We start from the raw sequence: 18171 nt of genomic DNA, 5'->3' as shown, positions 1-18171 counted from the left end.
GCGGACACCTGCGGTCACCGGGGGTGCCTGGGTGCACGGGCTCGATGACTCGGGTACAGTGGTGCCGCTTGCGGGTGTAGTTCAATGGCAGAACATCAGCTTCCCAAGCTGACAGTGCGGGTTCGATTCCCGTCACCCGCTCCACGATGAAGGCCCAGGTCAGGACATGTTCCCGACCTGGGCCTTCATCCATTCCAATCGCTTCTTGCGCTTGCCGTGGGTGGTTGCACGTCAGGAGCGGCACCCGACAACGGATGTACCGCCCTGCCCCGCGCGCCTTCTGCTGATTCACAGTCAGTACGTCGGTCACCTGGTTAGCTGACGTGACGGTCGCCCGTCACCCGCTCCCCGATCGAGGCCCTGGCCGCTGTGACTGCCGTGCCAGCCGGCGCAGGTGGTGTGGTGCCAAGCGGGAACTCGAAGACGGTGCGCCAAGGGCTGATGTCCGGTGTTCCGGCGATGAGCCTGACTCTGTCGATGGCCGCGTTGATCGGCAGGTACGTGGAGATGGTTTCTGCGGCGTGGTTCAGCGTGGGCTTGGCGGCGTCGTGACCGATGGTCAGGTGCGGCACCACATCGCTGTGCGCCCCGGCATAGGGGGGCGCCTCGGGAAACTGCTGCCACACGGCCGAGGTGAGCTCCCGGAACGGGCGAGCTGGCTGCGGAGCAAGCCAGACGACCGTGTCACCGAACCAGCCGACGTCCGTCAGTGCGACGTCGAACCGAGGGATCCCGGCAATGGTCTCGCGCAGTACGGCCAAGACCTGCTCATCGAGCTGCTGCGGGGGCAGGAACGGGTAGAGGACGGTCACGTGCGCTGGCACCCCCCATCCGGCGGCCCGGTCGAGCGATGCCCGGAAGGGGCCCACCGCCTCCTCGGCCTCGGGTATCGGCACGATGAGCGCCGTCTGTGTCGGTTCCATCCCCACAGCTTTCCGCCACGGTCGGTGCCGGTCCACTGGATTCACCACCCGCCAGGAGGCCCGCACCCCCCAGAGGTCGGGCAGTAGGAGGCGTGGTGGGTAAGCGCCCGTTCTCAGTCTCGGGACCGCATTCGGGCAGCGAGGAAGGACGGCCGCTCGGTGAGGCGGGCGTAGGCCACGTTGCCGGACGGCCTCTACCGGTAGTCGGCGAAGATGCGACGTTCCACGCCATCGACGGTTACCGGGCCACCATGCGGAAGAATCCATTGTGGCTTGGTGTGGCCGAACGGCACCCCGAGGCAGACGACCGCCTCGGGGTTGTAGCGGGTCACCACGTCGACGACCGTGTCGCGCTGCTGCTCGCGAAGTCGCGCCCGATCTGCGGCCGGGGGTCGACGGGTGTGGTCGGAGACCGGCGGACGGGCGACCAGGACGGCGTCGACGGCGCTGAGGAGACCGCGTTCACCCAGTGATCGGACGATCCAGCCGACCTCGCGGGCGGGGAGAAGCTCCTCCGAGGTTTCGATGATCAGCACCCCGCCGTTCAGGACCTCCGGGGGGAACGGGAAGCGTCCCGCCGTCAGGATCCACTGGATGACCTCCAGGCAGCCACCCCAGGTGCGGCCGGTGACCGCTCGGGCCGGCCCGTGCCAGCTCCACGGCTCCGTCGATTCGCGCTCTCCGAACGACTTCAACGCCTGCGGATCTGCCCAGTCGACGCCGATGTCCTCGGACTCACCCGGGTCGGTGATCTCCAGACGTTCCCCGGTGAGCAACGCCGCTCGCAGCGACCGGACGTGGACGTCGTCGACGGCAGGCCCGGGGCCGAGGTGCACCTGGGAGGACCCGCCGTAGAAGCTGGCGATGCCGAGTCCCCAGAGCCAGTGGTGCAGGTTGGTGTTGTCGCTGGTGCCGAGGAACGGCTTCGGGTCGGCACGGGCCAGGTCGGCGTCCAGGTGAGGAATGACGGTGATCTGGTCCTCACCGCCGATGACGGCGAGAATGCCGCGTACCCGGGGGTCCGCGAAGGCGGCGTTGATGTCCGCCGCACGCGCTGCCGCGGTCGCACCCACCTGGCGGGTGGTGGGGTATTCGACAGGTACGAGGCCGGTCAGGTCGGCAAGCCGTCGCATGGCCTGCTCGTGGATCACCGGAAAGGCACCGGCGGCGGCGAAGGACGGTGAGAGGACCGCGAGGTGGTCCCCGGGACGCGCCTTTCGGGGACGAACAAGCTCATGCTCCATGTCGAGATCCAACAGGTGCGTCGGTCCGTACGCGACTCATTTCGGCCCATGCCTGAGGCGTTTCAGCACCAGCGCGTGGATGCCTAGGCCGCTCTCTCGGCAGCGAAGTAGGGCTCGGCCGCCTCCAGTCGGGGCACCTCAACGCCCAGCCTGCGCGCCTCCGCCAGGGTGTCGCGGCAGACCGCGCGCAGCTCCTCGGGGTTGGCGTGGGCTTCCATCACCAGGCGCATCGGCGGGAAGTGCCTGAACAGCCAGGCCATCACCGGTGCGGCCAGCCAGACGGGCGCGGTGAAAGGAAGTAGCTCGCTGCGGTGCCGCCGCAGATCAACGCCGCGAGCCTCGACGAGCCGCAGGAGTTCGCGGATGGCGAGGATCGCTTCGCGTATGTTGCCGGGCGTCAGCTTGGACAACGAGCCCTGCTTCAGGCTCTGTGTGTGCAGGCCCGCGTTCTGAACGAAGTGGATCGACAGCCAGCCACGGAAGTCGGAGCTCTCCTGGAGCCTGAACCCCGCCTCGCGAAACACCTGGCGCACGGCCCGCTCGCGTTCGGTCGGCGGCCGGTCGAGAGTGCCGAAGAAGACCACGGGCAGCAGAGCCCCATGCAGCACACCGTCGTCGCCGAAGCCGCCGCCAGCCCCGGGGAAGCCCCAGGCCACCTGGTCAGCGGGAAGGTGTTCGGTCGCGGTCATCGGCTCGACCCAGAGGTTGTTGAAGACGAGCACAGTGGCGTTGCCCACGCGCGGCCCCAGGAAGGCCGCGGCCTCCGCGAAGTTGTAGTGCTGCACGCTCAGCACGATCAGATCGAAGTCATGGTCCGGCTCCAGTGACTCGCGGTAGCGCACCGGCCACCTCTCGGCGACGCGCTTCCCCCACGGCCGTCGCCGGGCGTCGAGCAGGTCGAGATCAATCGCATCGCCGTACGCTGCCGCCCGCCCCGGCCGGACATAGAACTCGACGTGGTGCCCGGCCCGTTCCAGGGCCCACCCGTACGTCGCGCCGATGACGCCCCGGCCGAACATCAAGATCTTCACGCGGCACCTCGTACCCTATAATCGGAGACTGTCTCCGGTTCTAAAAATATGGAGACAGTCTCCACTTGTCAACCTGGAGCCCCACGTGACCGATGCCAAGCCACTGCGCGCCGACGCCCGCCGCAACCGGGACGCCCTGATCGCGAAGGCCCGCGAGCTCTTCGCCAGCGGCTGCTTCAACCTGCGCTTCGACGACTTCGCCAAACTCGCTGGCGTGGGCACCGGCACGCTCTACCGCCACTTCCCCACCCGGGAAGCCCTGGCTGAGGCGGTCTACCGCGAAGAACTCACCGCGATGTGCGACCGCGCCTACGAGCTGCAGGCCACCCTCCCCGCCGACGAGGCGCTGGAATCCTTCCTGCGCGGCTTCGTGGAGCACCTGCACCGCCACGAGGGCCTCGCCCGCACACTCGCCACGCTCATGGCCACCCAATCGGGCGCGCTGGCAGAGGGTGCCCAAGCCCTGGGCCAGGTGATCGACGACCTCTTGGCCGCTGCCGTCAGGACCGGGACCATGCGCGACGACGTGGGAGCCGGCGCCGTCATGATGGCCCTCCACGGCATCTGTGCGGCCTACGACCACCCGACCTACCGAACCGACGCGGACGGCCTCATCACCCTCGTTCTCGCCGGCCTCCGACGCGCGGCGCCGTGAGCAGATCTGGCCCCTGTGGCAGTCCAGCGACTGTGCTCAGCTGGAGGCCCGGACGAGGCGACAACTTCTACCGGGATCGACAGTGGTAGTTCCTGCTGGACCCGGCACCGGCTAGGGTCCGGCTTGGAGGTGGTCCGTGTTCACCGAAGCGTTTCCGATCGTGACGACACCTGACCTGCCACGACTGATCGCGTTCTACCGGGACGTGGTCGGCTTCGAGCTGACCTACCGGTTCCCAGACGAGGGCGCACCGGAGTTCGTCGCCCTCCGACTGGGCAGCAGCGAGCTCGGCCTGGCCGCCAACCCGGAGGCTGGCGGGCCGGCCGACTCACACCGCTGGGAGCTGTGCGTCTACGCCGACGACTGCGACGCGGCAGTGGGCGCGCTGAGCACGGGTGGGGCGACGGTCACCGAGGAGCCGGTCGACCAGCCCTGGGGTGAGCGGTCCGCGCGGGTCACCGACCCCGACGGCAACCGCCTGCTGGTGCTGGCGCGGCTGTAGACGACAGTGCCGGGAAGGGCGCGGTCATCGTCTCCAGAACAGGAGGTGGGTGACTCCGCTGGGGCTGGGCACCGACTCGAGGTGGAAGCGGTCGAGCAGTTCGTCAGGGCTGTCCCACAACCGCTCGCCCCGGTCGAGGTCGACGGGCGCGACGGCGATGTGCATCGTGTCGACCAGATCGGCCTCGAGGAATTCACGAATGGTGGCGACCCCACCACCGAGGCGTACGTCCCGACCGTTGGCCGCCTGCTTCGCCTCGGCCAGTGCCTCGGCCGGGCTGACATCGCGGAAGTGGAACGTGGTGTCGGTCAGGCTGAACGACGGGCGCACGTGGTGGGTCAGCACGAAGACCGGTGTGTGGAACGGCGGGTTGTCCCCCCACCAGCCCTGCCAGTCATGGTTCTCCCAGGGGCCACGCTGGGGACCGAACTTGTTGCGACCCATGATCTCCGCGCCGATGTTGCACTCGGCGTCGCGGGTCAGGTAGTCGTCCAGGCCACGGGTGCCACCCGGCTCGGTGCGATACACGAAGCTGGCGGTGGCGGAACGCCAGGAGAACAGCGGGGTGGGGTCCGCGTGACCGAAGGGCCGTTCCAGGCTCTGCCCCTCCCCGGTCCCGAAACCGTCGCGCGAGACGTTGAAGCACTGCACCCGCAACAGTTGCGGCATGGTTTCTCCTCCTTTCTTCGAGGGGCCGTGGTTCAGTTCGCGGTCACCGTCGGGCCGCCTCCGCTGCCCCGGTCGTCGAGCACGAGCGGGGCGCGACCCCGCACCGCGTACCGGATGTGGGTCACCTGTGGGGTGGCAAGGACGCGGGTCGGCGTCAGCTCGACCCCTTCCCGGTCGCCCAGGTCGAGGTCCGCGTCGAAGAGGCGCAGGCCGGTGCCGAGCACGACGGGTACGACGTGCAGCTCCAACTCGTCGAGCAGGCCGGCCTTGAGCACCTGCCGCACCAGGCTGCCGCCCCCGGCCACCGCGACATCCTTGCCACCGGCCACGGCGCGCGCCTGCTCGACGGCGCTGACCACGCCATCGGTGACGTAGGTGAAGCTGGTGCCGCCTCCCCGCAGCAGCCGCTGGCGAGGGCGGTGGGTGACGACGAAGACCGGCGCGCGAAACGGCGGCTCCTCACCCCAGGGGATCTCACCCCCGTCGGCCATCCGGCGCCCCATCACGTACGCGCCGGCCGCGCCGAACGACTCGGCGATCACCTCGGAGTTGGTGTCCTGCTCCCCGCCGGCGAAGCCCTGCCGTTCGCGCCAGGCCGCCGCCTCGGTCGCCCACCGGGTTACCCGGAAGAATTTGGCGCTCTCCTCCGAGTCCATCCAGTTGCCGTTTCCGTCGAACTGTGGCCCGGCGTAGAAGCCGTCCACCGACACCGACAGTTGCGCGGTCACCTTCGTCATCGCGTTCTGATCCTCTCCTCGGGCGACACCCCGCCTGGGTGTCGCTCCCCGAGGGGTCGGAGCCGAACGCGGTGTCCCTACCGGGAAGAAGTGTGACCTGTGCCACTCGTCGGCTCGGTCAGGTACCACTCCCCGGCGTGTTCCGGGTCGCGTGACCAGCGCAACCGGGCCTTTTCCTCCGGGCGGGGGCTCCAGTCCCGGTAGGGCGCGAGGGCCACCCGCCAGGCGATCACCGCGAAGACGTAGATGCCCGGGCCGACCAGCCAGAGCAGGGCGTCGCGTCGCCGATAGGAGGCGTACGGCGCGAGCCACGCGGTCGCCGCCACCGGCACCGCGACCGCGCTGAGGTCGGCCAGCGGCCCGCGGCCGAACCGGGACTCGACCAACTCGCGGAGGATGAGGGACGGAACGACCACCCCGACCAGCAACGCCACCGTGCGGATCATGCGGAGCCGGCGAGCCGGGGGTACGCGGGCGGCGGTTGCTTCGGCGGGCACCACCGGAGGGTAGGGCGCGGGTGGCCGGCCCGACTAGGGTGGCGATCATGCGGATTGGCATCGTGATCCTTCCGGACCAGCGGTGGGCGGAGTCGCAGCGTCGCTGGCGGCAGGTCGACGAGTGGGGCTTCGACCACGCCTGGACGTACGACCACCTGGGTTGGCGTGACCTGGTCGACGGCCCGTGGTTCGACTCGATGGCCACGCTGACCGCTGCTGCCACGGTGACCTCGCGCATTCGACTGGGCACTCTCGTGGCGTCGCCGAACTTCCGGCACCCGGCCGCGTTCGCCAGGCAGATCACCACTGTGGACGACGTCTCCGCCGGCCGCCTGCTGCTCGGTCTGGGAGCGGGTGGCATCGGCTTCGACTCGGCGGTGTTGGGTGGTGAGACGCTGCCGCCTCGTCAGCGGGTCGACCGGTTCGCCGAGTTCACCGAGTTGTTGGACCTGATCCTGCGGGAAGACGGCACCACCTGGCGTGGGGACTGGTTCGCCGCTGTGGATGCCCGCAACAACCCGGGCTGCGTGCAGCAGCCTCGGGTGCCGTTCGTGGTGGCCGCCAACGGGCCACGGTCGATGCGGTTGGTGGCCCGCTTCGGGCAGGGGTGGGTGACCACCGGCACGGGTGACGACAACGACCTGGCGGGTTGGTGGGCCAGTGTGTCGGCGTTGTCCGCGCGGATGGACCGGACCCTGGACGAGGCCGGCCGTGACCCGGCCAGCCTGGACCGCTACCTCTCGCTGGATGCCGCGCCGGTCTTCTCGCTCAGCAGCGCACAGTTCTTCGCCGACCAGGTCGGCCGCGCCGCCGAGCTGGGCTTCACCGACGTGGTGACGCACTGGCCACGCGCCAGCAGTTGGTACGCCGGTGACGAGGCCGTCCTGGTGGACGTGGCGACGCGGCTGCTGCCACAACTACGCGACTGAGCCCGCCGGGCCGACACGTCGGCCCGGTGGGAAGCCGGCGCACCGACCCGGCTGGGAGCCGCCGCGTCAGGTGCCGAGGTCGCCGCTGGCCACACCGCCCTCGCCGCCGGAAACCAGGCGGAAGCGCAGGCAGACGATCGGGGTGTCGCCGTCGACCGGCGTGCCGAGGCGCGCCCAGTAGGTCGAGTGTCCGGCCCGCCACTCCTCGATCGAGCGGTCACCCTCGCCCTCGGCGTGGGCGAAGTCCCAGGGCACGTCGGCGAAGCGGACCACCTCAACTTCGGTGATCTCCACGACGCCGGCCAGTGCGTTGTCGTCGTCGACCAGGGCCAGGCGTTCGCCGACGTGCTCCAACTCCTCGCCTTCTTCCGCGTACTCGGCGAGTCGGCCGGCCGTCGCGGTCTTCACGCCGGCCAGCACCAGGGTGTTGAGGGTCGACCGCAACTCGCCGGGGGTGCCGAGGGCGAGGGCGCGCAGTTCACCGATCCGAGGCCACATCCTGCCGAGGCTAGGCCAGGGCGCCCCCGGTCGACGCCGCAATACCCGTCGCCCCGCTCAGATCAGTTGGCCGGCGTAGCCAGGTGCGGTGAGGAGCCGCTCGTCGGCACTGGTCGCGTACGCGTCGAGGATCGCGTCGGCGAGCTTGACCACGTGCTCGTCGCCGTGGCGGGCCGCGCGGGCGAAAACCTCCGACGGCGTCGCGGGGGTGACGGTCGGTGGCGCGATGCCGTTGGCCGGGGCGTACACGGAGGTCATGGCCGCCGTCGCGGCCCAGGCCGCTGCGAAGCTCGGCGCCCACAGAGCCCGGTCCAGCGCCGGCAGGGTACGCAGCACGGCGGTCGGCGCGGTGACCGCGTGCACCAGCATGACCGGGTTGGTGTGCCCGAAACGCAGGTAGTCCAGACCGGCCCGGTGCACCAGCGTGGTGAGCCCCCGCTGCGCCTCGGCCGGGCTCCGCGCGGGGCGCAGCGCCGCGAGCGCAGGCTCCCACCGGGGTACGGCCGGCAGCCGGCCCAGCCGGTCCCGGACCCCTCCGGTCTGGTCCTCGATCCGGGGCAGCCCGGCCAGCGCGCCCGCCACGTCGATGTCGTCGGTACCAGGCTCGTCGGGATCGCCGGTGAACAGCCGGTCGGTGCCGGGGATCGGCTGCCAGCGTGCCGCCCAGTAGCCGAGGGCCTGGCCCAACTCGGTGAGCCGCCGTGGGTTCTCCTCGTCCGCTTCGAGCGCGCGTACGGCGTGCCCGACCCGGATCACGCCGTGGGTGGCGCCGGCGGCGATGCCCGGCAGCAGCCGGGGCCACCAGGTGGCGAGCACGTCGCGCCATTGGTGTTCGCGCAGTTGCCTGTCGAAGTAGGCCAGCCAGTCACCGGCGCGCTTCGGGTCGCCGAGCGCGTCCCGCCAGTCGTCGATCGGGTGCAGCCCCCGGGGCAGCTCATCGAGTCGGCCGAGGTAGTCGTCGAGCCAGCGGTGCACCCGTTGCTGGTGCCCGTGCCGGACCAGCGCCTCGACGGCCATGGGTCCGTGGTTGGACAGCCAGCCCTCGAACTCCGGGCCGGTGCGGTGCAGTCGTTCGTACGCCTCGTCCAGTGTTCCCTCGCTCATCCACCGATCGTCGTTCTTCAACCTCGCTTGAGGTCAACCCGGCAGATCCGCGGCGTCGATCAGGCCGGTGATCCGTAGGTTGGCCGCGATCTCGGGCGGGCAGTCCACGGCCACCACCGCGGTGCCCAGCACCTCGGCGCCCCGGGCTGCGCAGATGTCGTAGAGGGCGTGCAGCTGCGCGCCGGTACGCACCCAGTCGTCCACCACCAGCACCCGGTCGTCGGGGCCGAGGTGGCGGTCCCGTACGGCGAGGTCCACCCGTCGACCCCGGTAGTCCGGTGGGCTCTGTGCCCAGGTGAGTGGCCCGGCCGGCAGGCGTCCGTCACCGGGCTTGTGTGCGGCCACGAAGCCGACCCCGAGGGCGGTGGCGGCCAACGGCCCGAGCAGCAGCCCGGTGACGGCCGGCGCGAGCACCACCGTTGGCCGGGCGGCCCGGTACGGCGCCACCAGGGCCGGCCCCAGCTCGGCCAGCACCGCCGGGTCCCGCCACCAACCGGAGATGTCGCTGACCAGGTGACTGGTGCCCGGGCCGGGGTCGATCCACTGGAACAGGGCGGCCAGGCGTTCGGTCAGATCGGCGGGCATCCGCTCATCCTGCGGCACGGGCGGCGGGCGCGACGGCACCCGGGCCAGCCGGCCCACCCCGGGTCGGATGATCGGCTACACGTACCTGCGCAAATGCGGGCATACCACCATGATCACGTTGACTTCGGAAGTGCTTCTCTCGTTACGGTCCGATCCGGTTTGTTCAGACGACGAAAGGACCGGGCCGGTGGCAGGCAAGCACTCTCGTACCCGCATCTTCTCCTCCCCGGCGGGCATCGTGGCCACCGCGGCGGTCGGCGTCGCCCTCGCCGTCGGCGGCACGGTAGGTGCCGTGCAGTTGGTCTCCGGGTCCGACCAGTCGGGGCAGGTGGCTCTCGACCTCACCCCGACCACCGCCGCGAGCAGCCTGACCCCCAGTTCCCCGGCCGCCACCCCGAGCGTCAGCGCCTCGCCCAGCGTGACCGCCAGCCCGTCGGCGACCCGGTCGCAGCAGGCCGCCTCCCGGGGCAGGGAACGCACCACGTCGCCGAAGCCCAAGCCGAAGCCGACCGTCAAGAAGACCACGGCCGCGGCGAAGGTGCTGGAGAGCGGTTCGTGCGGCGCCTCGTTCTACTCCGACGGGCAGCTCACCGCCAACGGCGAGTCGTTCAACCCCGACGCGCTGACCGCCGCGCACAAGACGTTGCCGTTCAACACCAAGGTCCGGGTGACCAACCCGGCCAACGGCAAGTCGGTGACGGTGCGGATCAACGACCGTGGCCCGTTCATCGACGGCCGCTGCCTGGACCTCTCCCGGGCCGCCTTCGCCAGCATCGCCTCGGTCGACGTAGGCGCGCTCACCGTCCGCTACGAGGTCCTCGGCTGAGCGGGAGCGGCGACGCCGATTCGGTCGGCCGACTGGGCCGGCCGGACAGAACCTCCTCAGACGACGGGTCAGGTTCATTCACCGGTTCACGTGGATCAGGCAAACTGTCCCTCGTACCCACGCGACTCCTCCAGTCGGGCCGTCGCCCGCTGAGCCCCGGATCCCGCGCCGGCCTCGGCGCGGCCCTCGTTCTGCTCGCGATCGTCTCGGCGGTGGAGGCGGCGGACGGCCGTAAGGTGCACTACGTTGCGCTCCTGGCGGCCGCGCCGGTTCTCGCCGCCGCACTGGCGTCCTGGCTGGTGGTCCTGGGCGTGGGTGTCGCGGCGACGCTGATCGGCGCCGGCTTCGCGCTGGTCGCGCCGAAGGTTTCGTTGGCCACCTCGGTCAACGTTGTCGCTGTCGCTCTCGTCACCGGAATGGCAGTGGCGGTGGCCTGGGTTCGCCAGCGGCAGGCCGAGCGGATCGTCGAGCTGACCAAGCTCGCCTCGGTGGCCCAGCAGGCGGTGTTGCGCCCGCTCGGGCCGCAGGTCGGCACGCTCTCGGTCGCGGGACGCTACATCTCCTCCACCGCGACGGCCGAGATCGGCGGCGACCTGTACGAGGCGATCGACACGCCCTACGGCGTCCGCATGATCATCGGTGACGTGCGGGGCAAGGGCCTGGACGCGGTCCGGCTGGCCAGCATCGTCCTCGGTTCCTACCGGCACGTGGCGTACGAGCGGGCCGACCTGCGGGCCGTCGTCGCCGACCTGGACCGCGCGGTGGCCCGCAACGTCGGCGACGAGGACTTCGTCACGGCGGCACTGGTCGAGGAGCGTGGCGGCACCCTCACGATCGTCAACTGCGGGCATCCGCCACCGCTGCTGCTACGCCGAGGTGCGGTGATCCCGCTGGAACCGCCGGCCCCGGCGCCTCCGCTCGGGTTCATGCCGGTGGTCCGCCCCCGGGTCGAGCGCCTGGAGCCCGGGGACCGGCTGCTGCTGTTCACCGACGGTCTCGGCGAGGCGCGGCGGGACGGTGAGTTCTTCCCGACCGCCGACCGGGCCTGGCGACTGCTCGGCCATGGCACTGTCGCCGACGGGCTGGCATCGCTGGAGACCGCCCTGGTCGAGTGGGTGCACGGTCGGCTCGACGACGACATCGCGTTGGTCCTGATGGAGTACGTGGGTGCCCGCGCCGGCGCGGCCGTCGCCGTCCCGAGCTGGGAGGTCGGCGCCGCCGAGAGCTGAGCCGCCCGGTCGCGCCCGCAGGTGTGTAATGGCCGTCACTTGGGTGATCCGCTTGTCGCTGCCTACCCGCGAGTAATACAGTCGGGGTTACTGATCGGTAACACCTGTCCGGAAGCGGGGCCAGCGAGCATGACCCACTACAAGAGCAACCTGCGGGACCTTGAGTTCAACCTGTTCGAGGTCTTCGGGGCGGACCAGGCGTTCGGCCAGGAACCGTACTCCGAACTCGACGCCGACACCGCCCGCAGTTTCCTCTCCGAGCTTGATCGCCTCGCTCGCGAGGACCTGGCCGCCAGCTACACGGACAGCGACCGCAACCCGCCGGTGTTCGACCCGGCCACGCACACCGCGCCGCTCCCGGAGTCGTTCAAGAAGTCCTACCAGGCATTCATGGACTCCGAGTTCTGGCGCCTGGACCTGCCGCCGCACCTGGGCGGCACCAACGCCCCCCGCGCTCTCTGGTGGGCCCTCGCCGAGCTGGTGCTCGGCTCGAACGCCCCGATCTGGATGTACGCCTCCGGCCCGTCCTTCGCGCACGTGCTGGAGGTCGAGGGCAACGAGCAGCAGAAGCGGTGGGCCAAGCTCTTCATCGACAAGCAGTGGGGCTCCACCATGGTGCTCACCGAGCCGGACGCCGGCTCGGATGTCGGCGCCGGCCGTGCCTGTGCCATCCAGCAGCCGGACGGCTCCTGGCACATCGAGGGCGTGAAGCGCTTCATCACCTCGGGTGAGCACGACCTCAGCGACAACATCGTGCACTACGTGCTGGCCCGTCCGGTGGGGGTGGAAGGCGTCGGTGGCCCCGGCACCAAGGGCCTGTCGCTCTTCGTCGTGCCGAAGTTCCACTTCGACGAGACCACCGGCGAGCTGGGCGAGCGCAACGGCGTCTACACCACCAACGTCGAGCACAAGATGGGCCTGAAGGTCTCCAACACCTGCGAGCTGACCTTCGGCGAGCACGGCGTACCGGCCAAGGGCTGGCTGCTGGGCGACAAGCACGACGGCATCCGCCAGATGTTCATGATCATCGAGTACGCCCGGATGCTGGTCGGCACCAAGGCCATCGCCACCCTCTCCACCGGCTACCTCAACGCCCTGGAGTACGCGAAGAACCGGGTGCAGGGCGCCGACCTGGTCCAGCAGGCGGACAAGACCGCGCCGCGGGTCACCATCACCCACCACCCGGACGTGCGCCGCTCGCTGCTGCTGCAGAAGTCGTACGCCGAGGGCCTGCGTGCCCTGGTTCTCTACACCGCCACCTGGCAGGACAAGGTCGCCATCGCCGAGGCGGCCGGCGACGAGAAGGCCACCAAGCTGGCCAAGCGGGTGAACGACCTGCTGCTGCCGCTGGTCAAGGGCGTCGGTTCGGAGCGGGCGTACGAGATGCTGGGGCACGAGTCCCTGCAGACCTTCGGCGGCTCCGGGTTCCTCCAGGACTACCCGCTGGAGCAGTACGTCCGGGACGCCAAGATCGACACCCTGTACGAGGGCACCACCGCCATCCAGAGCCTGGACCTGATCTTCCGCAAGATCGTTCGGGACAACGGCAAGGCCCTCATGGCGGTCGCCGGCGAGATCCAGGAGTTCATCTCCACCGAGGCGGGCAACGGCCAGCTCAAGGAGGAGCGGCAGGCGCTCGGCAAGGCGCTCGGCGAGGTGCAGAACATCCTCGGTGTGATGACCGGCTGGCTGGGCGAGGCGCAGGGCGGCGACACCCGCGCCCTCTACAAGGTCGGGCTGAGCAGCCGGCGCTTCCTGCTGGCGATCGGTGACCTGGTGGTCGGCTGGCTGCTGCAGCGGCAGGCCGAGGTGGCGCTGAAGGCGCTGACCGGCGAGGTCTCCGCCAGCGACAAGGCGTTCTACACCGGCAAGGTGGCCGCTGCCCGATTCTTCGCACGTGAGGTGCTGCCCCGCATCGGCGCCGACCGGCGGATCATCGAGGGTGCCGACCTCGACATCATGGACCTCCCGGAGGAGGCCTTCTAGGTCCTGTGCCGGGTCGCACCACTCGGCACCGACGGCCGGCGGGGCATGACGCCCCGTCGGCCGCCGCCGTTTCGACCCGACGGTGGGCACGGATTGACCGCGCCCGGTCGGGTATGCCGCTGCCGTGGCGGGTAACCGTCGCGTGACCTCGAAAGGGAACGCCCAGAGCCACCGCACGGGGGAGTGCAGCGCACATGGGTGTAGGAAGCGGCATTTTTCTCATCGCGATCGGCGCGATCCTGACCTTCGCGCTGAGAGCCAACGTCTGGTGGATCGACGTACGCGCCGTCGGCTGGGTGTTCATCCTGGCCGGGCTGGCCGTACTGCTGACCACTGTCTGGTTCTGGCAGGACCGGCGCAAGCGGGCTCGAACCCTCATCGTGGAGGAGAACCGGCTGTCTCATCCGACGGCGATGATGCCGCCACCGCCGGACCCGCCGCCACCAACCGCGCCGCCGTCCTGATCCCGGCACAACGCGTACCCTGAGCCACCCGTCGGATCGGCGGGTGGCTCAGTCGCGTGCGGTGTGCCGAACCGTGAGCGGCGCTCCCGCCCTGCTCAACTCCGCCCAGCCCAGCGGGCAGCGGTGCACCGCCAGCTCGGCGGTGCGCAGACCCTCGTCGTTCACTCCCTCGGGGTCGAGGAGTGCGGAGAGCAGCGAGATGCCCGGATTGTGGGCAATGAGCAAGGCTGTGCGGGCCGCCGGGTCCACAGTGCGGGCCAGCGACAACAACTCCTCGGGGTGCGCGTCGTACGCACCCGGCTCATAACGGACAGTCGGGCGAGGACCGGTCGGGCCACCCTCCGGCGGTGAACCGGTCATCCCCATCGCCACCCCGTGCCAGGTCTGGCGGGTGCGTCGGGCCGTCGAGCAGATCACCACGTCGGGCAGCAGCCCCTGGTGCGCCAACCAGGCCCCAGCCGCAGCCGCGTCGGCGGTCCCGCGTGCGCTCAACGGCCGCTCCGCGTCGTCCGCCGCGTCGTTGCCCTGCTCGGCCTTCGCGTGCCGCAGCAACACCAGTGTCCGTGTGTCGGGGTCGGCGTCCGTCATGCCCCCAGCTTGCCCGATTGGCGATCTCCGTGCCTGGGTAAGTCGATGGATGCCGCACCCCTACCGACGGCCGCGGCGCGACGTACGCCAGGTTAGAGCCGAGGAGCGAGACATGGGCATTGGTGGCAGCATCTTCTTGATCGCGTTAGGCGCGATCTTCGCGTTCGCAGTGGAGGCCGACCTGGGTTGGCTGGACCTGGCCGTGGTCGGCTGGGTGCTGATGCTCGCCGGCGTCGCCGGCCTGCTCGCCACCCTCTACTTCTGGAACAGCCGCCGCCGCCCGGTAGTGGCCGCGCCGGTTCGCGAGGAGCGCGTGGTCGCCGACCGGGTCGTGCCGGTCCAGGACAACCAGGTCGTGCAGGAGTACCGCGAGGTGCGTCGGCCGGGCCGACCGGTCTGATCCTCGCCCACACACTCCGGGGTCCCGCAGCGTCGCGGGGCCCCGGCTCGCGTGTGCGCCCCGGCTCGCGTGTGCGCGACGGGACCGCCAGCACCCCGCTACCCGGCCATCTTGAAGTGTGGGCCTGATCCCGGAGGCGGTGATCGGGCGAAGATCGTGCTCGATCCAGGAACTAGTGCCTTCGAATGCGAGCGAGGCCACTACATCCTTGATCGAGCACGATCATTGGGTCAGGCGAACAGCGCGAAGTAGATCGCGATGTGGTGACAGAGCGCCGCCAGCAGGGTGCAGGCGTGGAAGAACTCGTGGTGGCCGAAGACGGTCGGCCACGGGTTGGGTCGGCGCAACGCGTAGAAGACCGCGCCGACGCTGTAGATCGCGCCGCCGACGATCAGCAGCACCAGCGCCGCGACGCCGCCCCCGTGCAGGATCTCCGGGAGCATGGCCACCGCCACCCAGCCCAGCGCCAGGTAGAGCGGCGCGGACACCCAGCGTGGCGCGTGCGGCCAGACCACCTTGACCGCAACGCCGGCCAGTGCGCCACCCCAGACCAGGGCCAGCATCACGGTGGCTGGCCGGGGCGCGAGCAGCATCGCGCAGAGCGGTGTGTACGTGCCGGCGATGAACACGAAGATCATCGAGTGGTCCATCCGGCGCATCACCTGATAGCCGCGCTCCGACCACACGCGGCGGTGGTACAGCGCGCTCGTACCGAAGAGCCCGCAGACCGTCAGGCTGTAGATGAGGCAGCTCACTAAAGGTGCCCACCCGGGTCGGGTGGCGGCGATCGAGCAGAGCACGATGCCGCAGACCAGGGCGACGAAGAAGGCGTACGTGTGCAGCCAGCCGCGCATCCGGGGCTTACCGATGTCGACCGGCTTCAGGCGAAGCGGGGCGGAGGTGGTCACCCAGTCAGGTTACGGCACCGTAGGTTACTTCTAAGTAGTGGCGTTGGTGACACCCGGCACCGTCAACGTGAACACCGGATCGGCACGGCATCGGCGAGGATGAGCGGATGCGGATCCGACCCGTCGGGGCGCACGCCCTGCTACTCGACTGCACCGCCCCCGCCGACACCCCCGAAGCCGAGGCCGCCTTTGTCGAAGCGTGGCGGGCCGAGCTGTGGCGGCGTCGGGAGCGGGGCGACCTGATCGCTGTGGAGATCGTGCCGGCGGCCCGGACCGTGCTACTCGACGGCCTGCCCGACCCGGCCACCACGACCGAGCAGCTGACCCGTTGGGCGTCCACCGTCGCCGGGGCCCGAGGCGCAGCCGACCTCCGTGACGCCACAGCCGAAGACGGGGCCGACGACGCGGCTGAGGTGTTCGTGCCGGTCACCTTCGACGGGCCGGACCTGGCGGCGGTGGCGGAGCACTGGGGCGTGGACGTGCCGGCAGTGCGGCACAAACTGACCAGTACCCGGTTCCGGGTCGCCTTCTGCGGATTCGCCCCTGGATTCCCCTACCTGACCGGGCTGCCCGCCGAGTTGGCGCTGCCCCGCCTCGCCACGCCCCGTCCCCGGGTGCCGGCCGGCTCGGTCGCGTTGGCTGGCCCGTACGCCGGCATCTACCCGGGCGCTTCCCCGGGCGGCTGGCTGCTGGTCGGTCGGACCGACCTGGTGCTGTTCGACGTGGCCGCGGACCCGCCGGCCCGACTCGGTCCGGGGACCACGGTGCGGATGGTGGCGGCGTGACCCGCCCGGCCGCCATCGAGGTGATCCGCGCCGGTGCGCTCACCACTGTGCAGGATCTGGGCCGGCCCGGCTGGGCGCACCTGGGCGTACCCCGGTCCGGCGCCCTCGACCCGGGTGCCCTGCGGTTGGCCAACCGGCTGGTCGGCAATCCGGAGCACGCGGCCGGCCTGGAGATCACTCTCACCGGCTGCACAGTGCGGTTGACCCGGGCCGCCACGGTGGCGGTCACCGGCACCGAGGTTCCTGTCCAGGCGGGTGCCCGGCCCGGTGACACGGGACGCCCGCTCAGCGTGCCGGCCGGGACTGTACTGCGGATCGGTCCCGCCCGTCGGGGCGTACGGAGTTGGCTGGCGGTGGCGGGCGGCATCGACGTGTCACCGGTGCTCGGGAGCCGGGCCACCGACACCCTCTCCGGGCTCGGCCCGCCCCGGCTACGGGACGGTGACCTGCTGCCGCTCGGTGATCCGGTCGGCACCCCGGCACCGGTGGATGTGACCGTGTGCCCCACGCCGCCGGAAGAGCTGCACCTGACGCTGGGTCCCGGTCCTCGCGAGGACTGGTTCACGCCGACCGCGTTCAACCGGCTCTTCAGCAGCGCGTACACCGTCAGCCCGGTGAGCAACCGGGTCGGTGCGCGGCTCGCCGGCGCGGCGCTGCCCCGCGCGGTGGCCGGCGAACTCCCCAGCGAGGGCATCGTGCTCGGGGCGGTGCAGGTGCCGGCGGACGGACAACCCCTGATCTTCCTCACGGACCATCCGACCACCGGTGGATACCCCGTCATCGGGGTGGTCACCGACGTGACCCCGCTCGCGCAGGCCCGGCCAGGTACTACCGTCAGATTCCATGGACCTCAACGCTGACCTGGGCGAGGGATTCGGCATCTGGCGACTCGGTGACGACGAGGCACTGCTGAGCCTCGTCACCTCCGCCAACGTCGCCTGCGGCTTCCACGGTGGCGACCCGTCGACAATGCGGCGGGTCTGCGAAGGCGCCGCGCGACGCGGGGTCGCGGTGGGCGCGCAGGTCGGCTACCGGGACCTGGCCGGCTTCGGCCGGCGGCACATCGCGTACGACTTCGCCGAGCTACGCGACGAGGTGACCTACCAGTTGGGGGCGCTGGACGCGTTCTGCCGGCTGTTCCGCACCCGGGTCCGGTACCTGAAGCCGCACGGCGCGCTCTACCACGCGGCCAGCACCGACGAGTCCCAGGCGGCGGCGGTGGTCGCCGCCGTCAGCGGTTACGACGCGGAGCTGCCCGTACTCTGCCTCCCCGGTTCGACGCTCGCCCAACTCGCCGTGGGTGCCGGCCTGCCGGTGGTTGCCGAGGCGTTCGCCGACCGTGCCTACCTGCCCAACGGGGCGCTGATGCCGCGCGGCACCCCCGGCGCGGTGATCACCGACCCCGAGCAGATCGCCGAACGGGCGGCGCGGATGGCCACCGAACGCAGCGTGGTGGCTGTCGACGGCACTGTCATCCCCTGCTCGGTCGACTCGATCTGCCTGCACGGGGACACCCCCGGCGCGGTCTCCGCCGCCGAGCTCGTCCGCGCCAGCCTGATCGACGCCGACATCACACTGGCCCCGTTCGCCTGACCGGAGGGGCCCAGCCGG

22 protein-coding genes and 1 tRNA gene are annotated in these 18171 nt (G+C 70.7%); 12 read left to right on the top strand and 11 right to left on the bottom strand.

Going from position 1 to position 18171, the window contains the following annotated elements; translation table 11 throughout:
• Positions 1–70 precede the first annotated feature (70 nt).
• Positions 71–144 (top strand) — tRNA-Gly (locus ACGF3C_RS04130).
• 170 nt (positions 145–314) lie between these two features.
• Here ACGF3C_RS04130 and ACGF3C_RS04125 read toward each other — a convergent pair.
• The 3 genes from ACGF3C_RS04125 to ACGF3C_RS04115 form a co-directional block, all read right to left on the bottom strand.
• Positions 315–923, bottom strand: a complete 609-nt coding sequence (locus tag ACGF3C_RS04125) for a 2'-5' RNA ligase family protein (protein ID WP_393218566.1) — start codon at positions 921–923, stop codon at positions 315–317.
• 194 nt (positions 924–1117) lie between these two features.
• Entirely contained in the window at positions 1118–2056 is a 939-nt protein-coding gene (locus tag ACGF3C_RS04120) for an LD-carboxypeptidase (protein WP_393219084.1), read from the bottom strand.
• A gap of 194 nt (positions 2057–2250) precedes the next feature.
• Positions 2251–3186, bottom strand: coding sequence for a 2-dehydropantoate 2-reductase N-terminal domain-containing protein (locus tag ACGF3C_RS04115; RefSeq protein ID WP_393218564.1), 936 nt, complete (start codon positions 3184–3186; stop codon positions 2251–2253).
• 97 nt (positions 3187–3283) lie between these two features.
• Here ACGF3C_RS04115 and ACGF3C_RS04110 point away from each other — a divergent pair, with 97 nt between their 5' ends.
• Both ACGF3C_RS04110 and ACGF3C_RS04105 read left to right on the top strand, forming a co-directional pair.
• Positions 3284–3853 (top strand): TetR/AcrR family transcriptional regulator, encoded by a 570-nt coding sequence (locus ACGF3C_RS04110; RefSeq protein WP_357235422.1) that lies wholly within the window; start codon positions 3284–3286, stop codon positions 3851–3853.
• A gap of 160 nt (positions 3854–4013) precedes the next feature.
• On the top strand, positions 4014–4355 hold the full coding sequence (locus ACGF3C_RS04105) for a VOC family protein (protein ID WP_357200665.1): 342 nt from the start codon (positions 4014–4016) through the stop codon (positions 4353–4355).
• A gap of 24 nt (positions 4356–4379) precedes the next feature.
• Here the strand turns inward: ACGF3C_RS04105 and ACGF3C_RS04100 are convergent, their stop codons facing one another.
• The 3 genes from ACGF3C_RS04100 to ACGF3C_RS04090 form a co-directional block, all read right to left on the bottom strand.
• Entirely contained in the window at positions 4380–5024 is a 645-nt protein-coding gene (locus tag ACGF3C_RS04100; protein ID WP_393218561.1) for a dihydrofolate reductase family protein, read from the bottom strand.
• Between the two features lie 32 nt (positions 5025–5056).
• On the bottom strand, positions 5057–5761 hold the full coding sequence (locus ACGF3C_RS04095) for a dihydrofolate reductase family protein (RefSeq protein ID WP_357200669.1): 705 nt from the start codon (positions 5759–5761) through the stop codon (positions 5057–5059).
• 77 nt (positions 5762–5838) lie between these two features.
• On the bottom strand, positions 5839–6258 hold the full coding sequence (locus ACGF3C_RS04090) for a hypothetical protein (protein WP_393218558.1): 420 nt from the start codon (positions 6256–6258) through the stop codon (positions 5839–5841).
• A 47-nt stretch (positions 6259–6305) separates the two neighbouring features.
• On the opposite strand from ACGF3C_RS04090, the gene ACGF3C_RS04085 reads away from it, so the two are divergent.
• On the top strand, positions 6306–7187 hold the full coding sequence (locus ACGF3C_RS04085) for an LLM class flavin-dependent oxidoreductase (protein ID WP_357200682.1): 882 nt from the start codon (positions 6306–6308) through the stop codon (positions 7185–7187).
• Between the two features lie 66 nt (positions 7188–7253).
• Here ACGF3C_RS04085 and ACGF3C_RS04080 read toward each other — a convergent pair whose 3' ends face one another.
• Genes ACGF3C_RS04080 through ACGF3C_RS04070 form a run of 3 tightly spaced genes read right to left on the bottom strand, consistent with a single transcriptional unit; the run spans position 7254 to position 9374 of the window.
• A complete protein-coding gene (locus tag ACGF3C_RS04080) occupies positions 7254–7685 on the bottom strand; it encodes an ASCH domain-containing protein (RefSeq protein WP_357222475.1) in 432 nt (143 codons plus the stop codon).
• Between the two features lie 57 nt (positions 7686–7742).
• On the bottom strand, positions 7743–8789 hold the full coding sequence (locus ACGF3C_RS04075; RefSeq protein ID WP_393218554.1) for a questin oxidase family protein: 1047 nt from the start codon (positions 8787–8789) through the stop codon (positions 7743–7745).
• A 33-nt stretch (positions 8790–8822) separates the two neighbouring features.
• On the bottom strand, positions 8823–9374 hold the full coding sequence (locus ACGF3C_RS04070) for a phosphoribosyltransferase family protein (RefSeq protein WP_393218551.1): 552 nt from the start codon (positions 9372–9374) through the stop codon (positions 8823–8825).
• Positions 9375–9561: 187 nt separating this feature from the next.
• Between ACGF3C_RS04070 and ACGF3C_RS04065 the strand changes: the two genes are divergently transcribed.
• The 4 genes from ACGF3C_RS04065 (at position 9562) to ACGF3C_RS04050 (ending at position 13879) form a co-directional block, all read left to right on the top strand.
• Positions 9562–10200, top strand: a complete 639-nt coding sequence (locus tag ACGF3C_RS04065) for a septal ring lytic transglycosylase RlpA family protein (protein ID WP_393218548.1) — start codon at positions 9562–9564, stop codon at positions 10198–10200.
• 104 nt (positions 10201–10304) lie between these two features.
• A complete protein-coding gene (locus ACGF3C_RS04060; protein WP_357200720.1) occupies positions 10305–11429 on the top strand; it encodes a PP2C family protein-serine/threonine phosphatase in 1125 nt (374 codons plus the stop codon).
• 129 nt (positions 11430–11558) lie between these two features.
• The gene (locus ACGF3C_RS04055; RefSeq protein ID WP_393218545.1) at positions 11559–13415 is read left to right on the top strand and encodes an acyl-CoA dehydrogenase; all 1857 of its coding nucleotides are present in this window, start codon (positions 11559–11561) and stop codon (positions 13413–13415) included.
• Positions 13416–13609: 194 nt separating this feature from the next.
• Positions 13610–13879 (top strand): DUF6458 family protein, encoded by a 270-nt coding sequence (locus ACGF3C_RS04050; protein ID WP_030487564.1) that lies wholly within the window; start codon positions 13610–13612, stop codon positions 13877–13879.
• A 48-nt stretch (positions 13880–13927) separates the two neighbouring features.
• Here the strand turns inward: ACGF3C_RS04050 and ACGF3C_RS04045 are convergent, their stop codons facing one another.
• A complete protein-coding gene (locus ACGF3C_RS04045; protein ID WP_393218542.1) occupies positions 13928–14467 on the bottom strand; it encodes a SixA phosphatase family protein in 540 nt (179 codons plus the stop codon).
• A gap of 112 nt (positions 14468–14579) precedes the next feature.
• Between ACGF3C_RS04045 and ACGF3C_RS04040 the strand changes: the two genes are divergently transcribed.
• Positions 14580–14867: a DUF6458 family protein gene (locus ACGF3C_RS04040; protein WP_350854835.1), complete on the top strand. Its 288-nt coding sequence runs from the start codon at positions 14580–14582 to the stop codon at positions 14865–14867.
• A gap of 230 nt (positions 14868–15097) precedes the next feature.
• Here ACGF3C_RS04040 and ACGF3C_RS04035 read toward each other — a convergent pair whose 3' ends face one another.
• On the bottom strand, positions 15098–15775 hold the full coding sequence (locus tag ACGF3C_RS04035) for a hemolysin III family protein (RefSeq protein ID WP_355004642.1): 678 nt from the start codon (positions 15773–15775) through the stop codon (positions 15098–15100).
• Positions 15776–15882: 107 nt separating this feature from the next.
• On the opposite strand from ACGF3C_RS04035, the gene ACGF3C_RS04030 reads away from it, so the two are divergent.
• The 3 genes from ACGF3C_RS04030 to ACGF3C_RS04020 are packed head-to-tail and all read left to right on the top strand — an operon-like array spanning position 15883 to position 18153.
• A complete protein-coding gene (locus ACGF3C_RS04030) occupies positions 15883–16560 on the top strand; it encodes an allophanate hydrolase subunit 1 (RefSeq protein WP_357228001.1) in 678 nt (225 codons plus the stop codon).
• Positions 16458–17420 carry a biotin-dependent carboxyltransferase family protein gene (locus tag ACGF3C_RS04025; RefSeq protein WP_393219080.1) on the top strand — a complete coding sequence of 321 codons (963 nt, stop codon included), beginning with the start codon at positions 16458–16460 and terminating at the stop codon, positions 17418–17420. The genes ACGF3C_RS04030 and ACGF3C_RS04025 overlap by 103 nt, the downstream gene beginning before the upstream one ends.
• Entirely contained in the window at positions 17404–18153 is a 750-nt protein-coding gene (locus ACGF3C_RS04020) for a 5-oxoprolinase subunit PxpA (protein WP_357227997.1), read from the top strand. The genes ACGF3C_RS04025 and ACGF3C_RS04020 overlap by 17 nt, the downstream gene beginning before the upstream one ends.
• The last annotated feature ends 18 nt before the right edge of the window (positions 18154–18171 follow it).

The sequence above is a fragment of the Micromonospora sp. NPDC047762 genome (genome assembly GCF_043204655.1).
Classification (GTDB): Bacteria; Actinomycetota; Actinomycetes; order Mycobacteriales; family Micromonosporaceae; genus Micromonospora.
This window is presented reverse-complemented; position numbering and strand designations above follow the sequence as displayed.

Coding starts and splice junctions, on each gene's coding strand:
- ACGF3C_RS04125 (WP_393218566.1), bottom strand. CDS start 923: ATGGAACCGACACAGACGGCGCTCATCGTGCCGATACCCGAGGCCGAG.
- ACGF3C_RS04120 (WP_393219084.1), bottom strand. CDS start 2,056: ATGCGACGGCTTGCCGACCTGACCGGCCTCGTACCTGTCGAATACCCC.
- ACGF3C_RS04115 (WP_393218564.1), bottom strand. CDS start 3,186: ATGTTCGGCCGGGGCGTCATCGGCGCGACGTACGGGTGGGCCCTGGAA.
- ACGF3C_RS04100 (WP_393218561.1), bottom strand. CDS start 5,024: ATGCCGCAACTGTTGCGGGTGCAGTGCTTCAACGTCTCGCGCGACGGT.
- ACGF3C_RS04095 (WP_357200669.1), bottom strand. CDS start 5,761: ATGACGAAGGTGACCGCGCAACTGTCGGTGTCGGTGGACGGCTTCTAC.
- ACGF3C_RS04085 (WP_357200682.1), top strand. CDS start 6,306: ATGCGGATTGGCATCGTGATCCTTCCGGACCAGCGGTGGGCGGAGTCG.
- ACGF3C_RS04080 (WP_357222475.1), bottom strand. CDS start 7,685: ATGTGGCCTCGGATCGGTGAACTGCGCGCCCTCGCCCTCGGCACCCCC.
- ACGF3C_RS04075 (WP_393218554.1), bottom strand. CDS start 8,789: ATGAGCGAGGGAACACTGGACGAGGCGTACGAACGACTGCACCGCACC.
- ACGF3C_RS04070 (WP_393218551.1), bottom strand. CDS start 9,374: ATGCCCGCCGATCTGACCGAACGCCTGGCCGCCCTGTTCCAGTGGATC.
- ACGF3C_RS04055 (WP_393218545.1), top strand. CDS start 11,559: ATGACCCACTACAAGAGCAACCTGCGGGACCTTGAGTTCAACCTGTTC.
- ACGF3C_RS04050 (WP_030487564.1), top strand. CDS start 13,610: ATGGGTGTAGGAAGCGGCATTTTTCTCATCGCGATCGGCGCGATCCTG.
- ACGF3C_RS04045 (WP_393218542.1), bottom strand. CDS start 14,467: ATGACGGACGCCGACCCCGACACACGGACACTGGTGTTGCTGCGGCAC.
- ACGF3C_RS04040 (WP_350854835.1), top strand. CDS start 14,580: ATGGGCATTGGTGGCAGCATCTTCTTGATCGCGTTAGGCGCGATCTTC.
- ACGF3C_RS04030 (WP_357228001.1), top strand. CDS start 15,883: ATGCGGATCCGACCCGTCGGGGCGCACGCCCTGCTACTCGACTGCACC.
- ACGF3C_RS04020 (WP_357227997.1), top strand. CDS start 17,404: ATGGACCTCAACGCTGACCTGGGCGAGGGATTCGGCATCTGGCGACTC.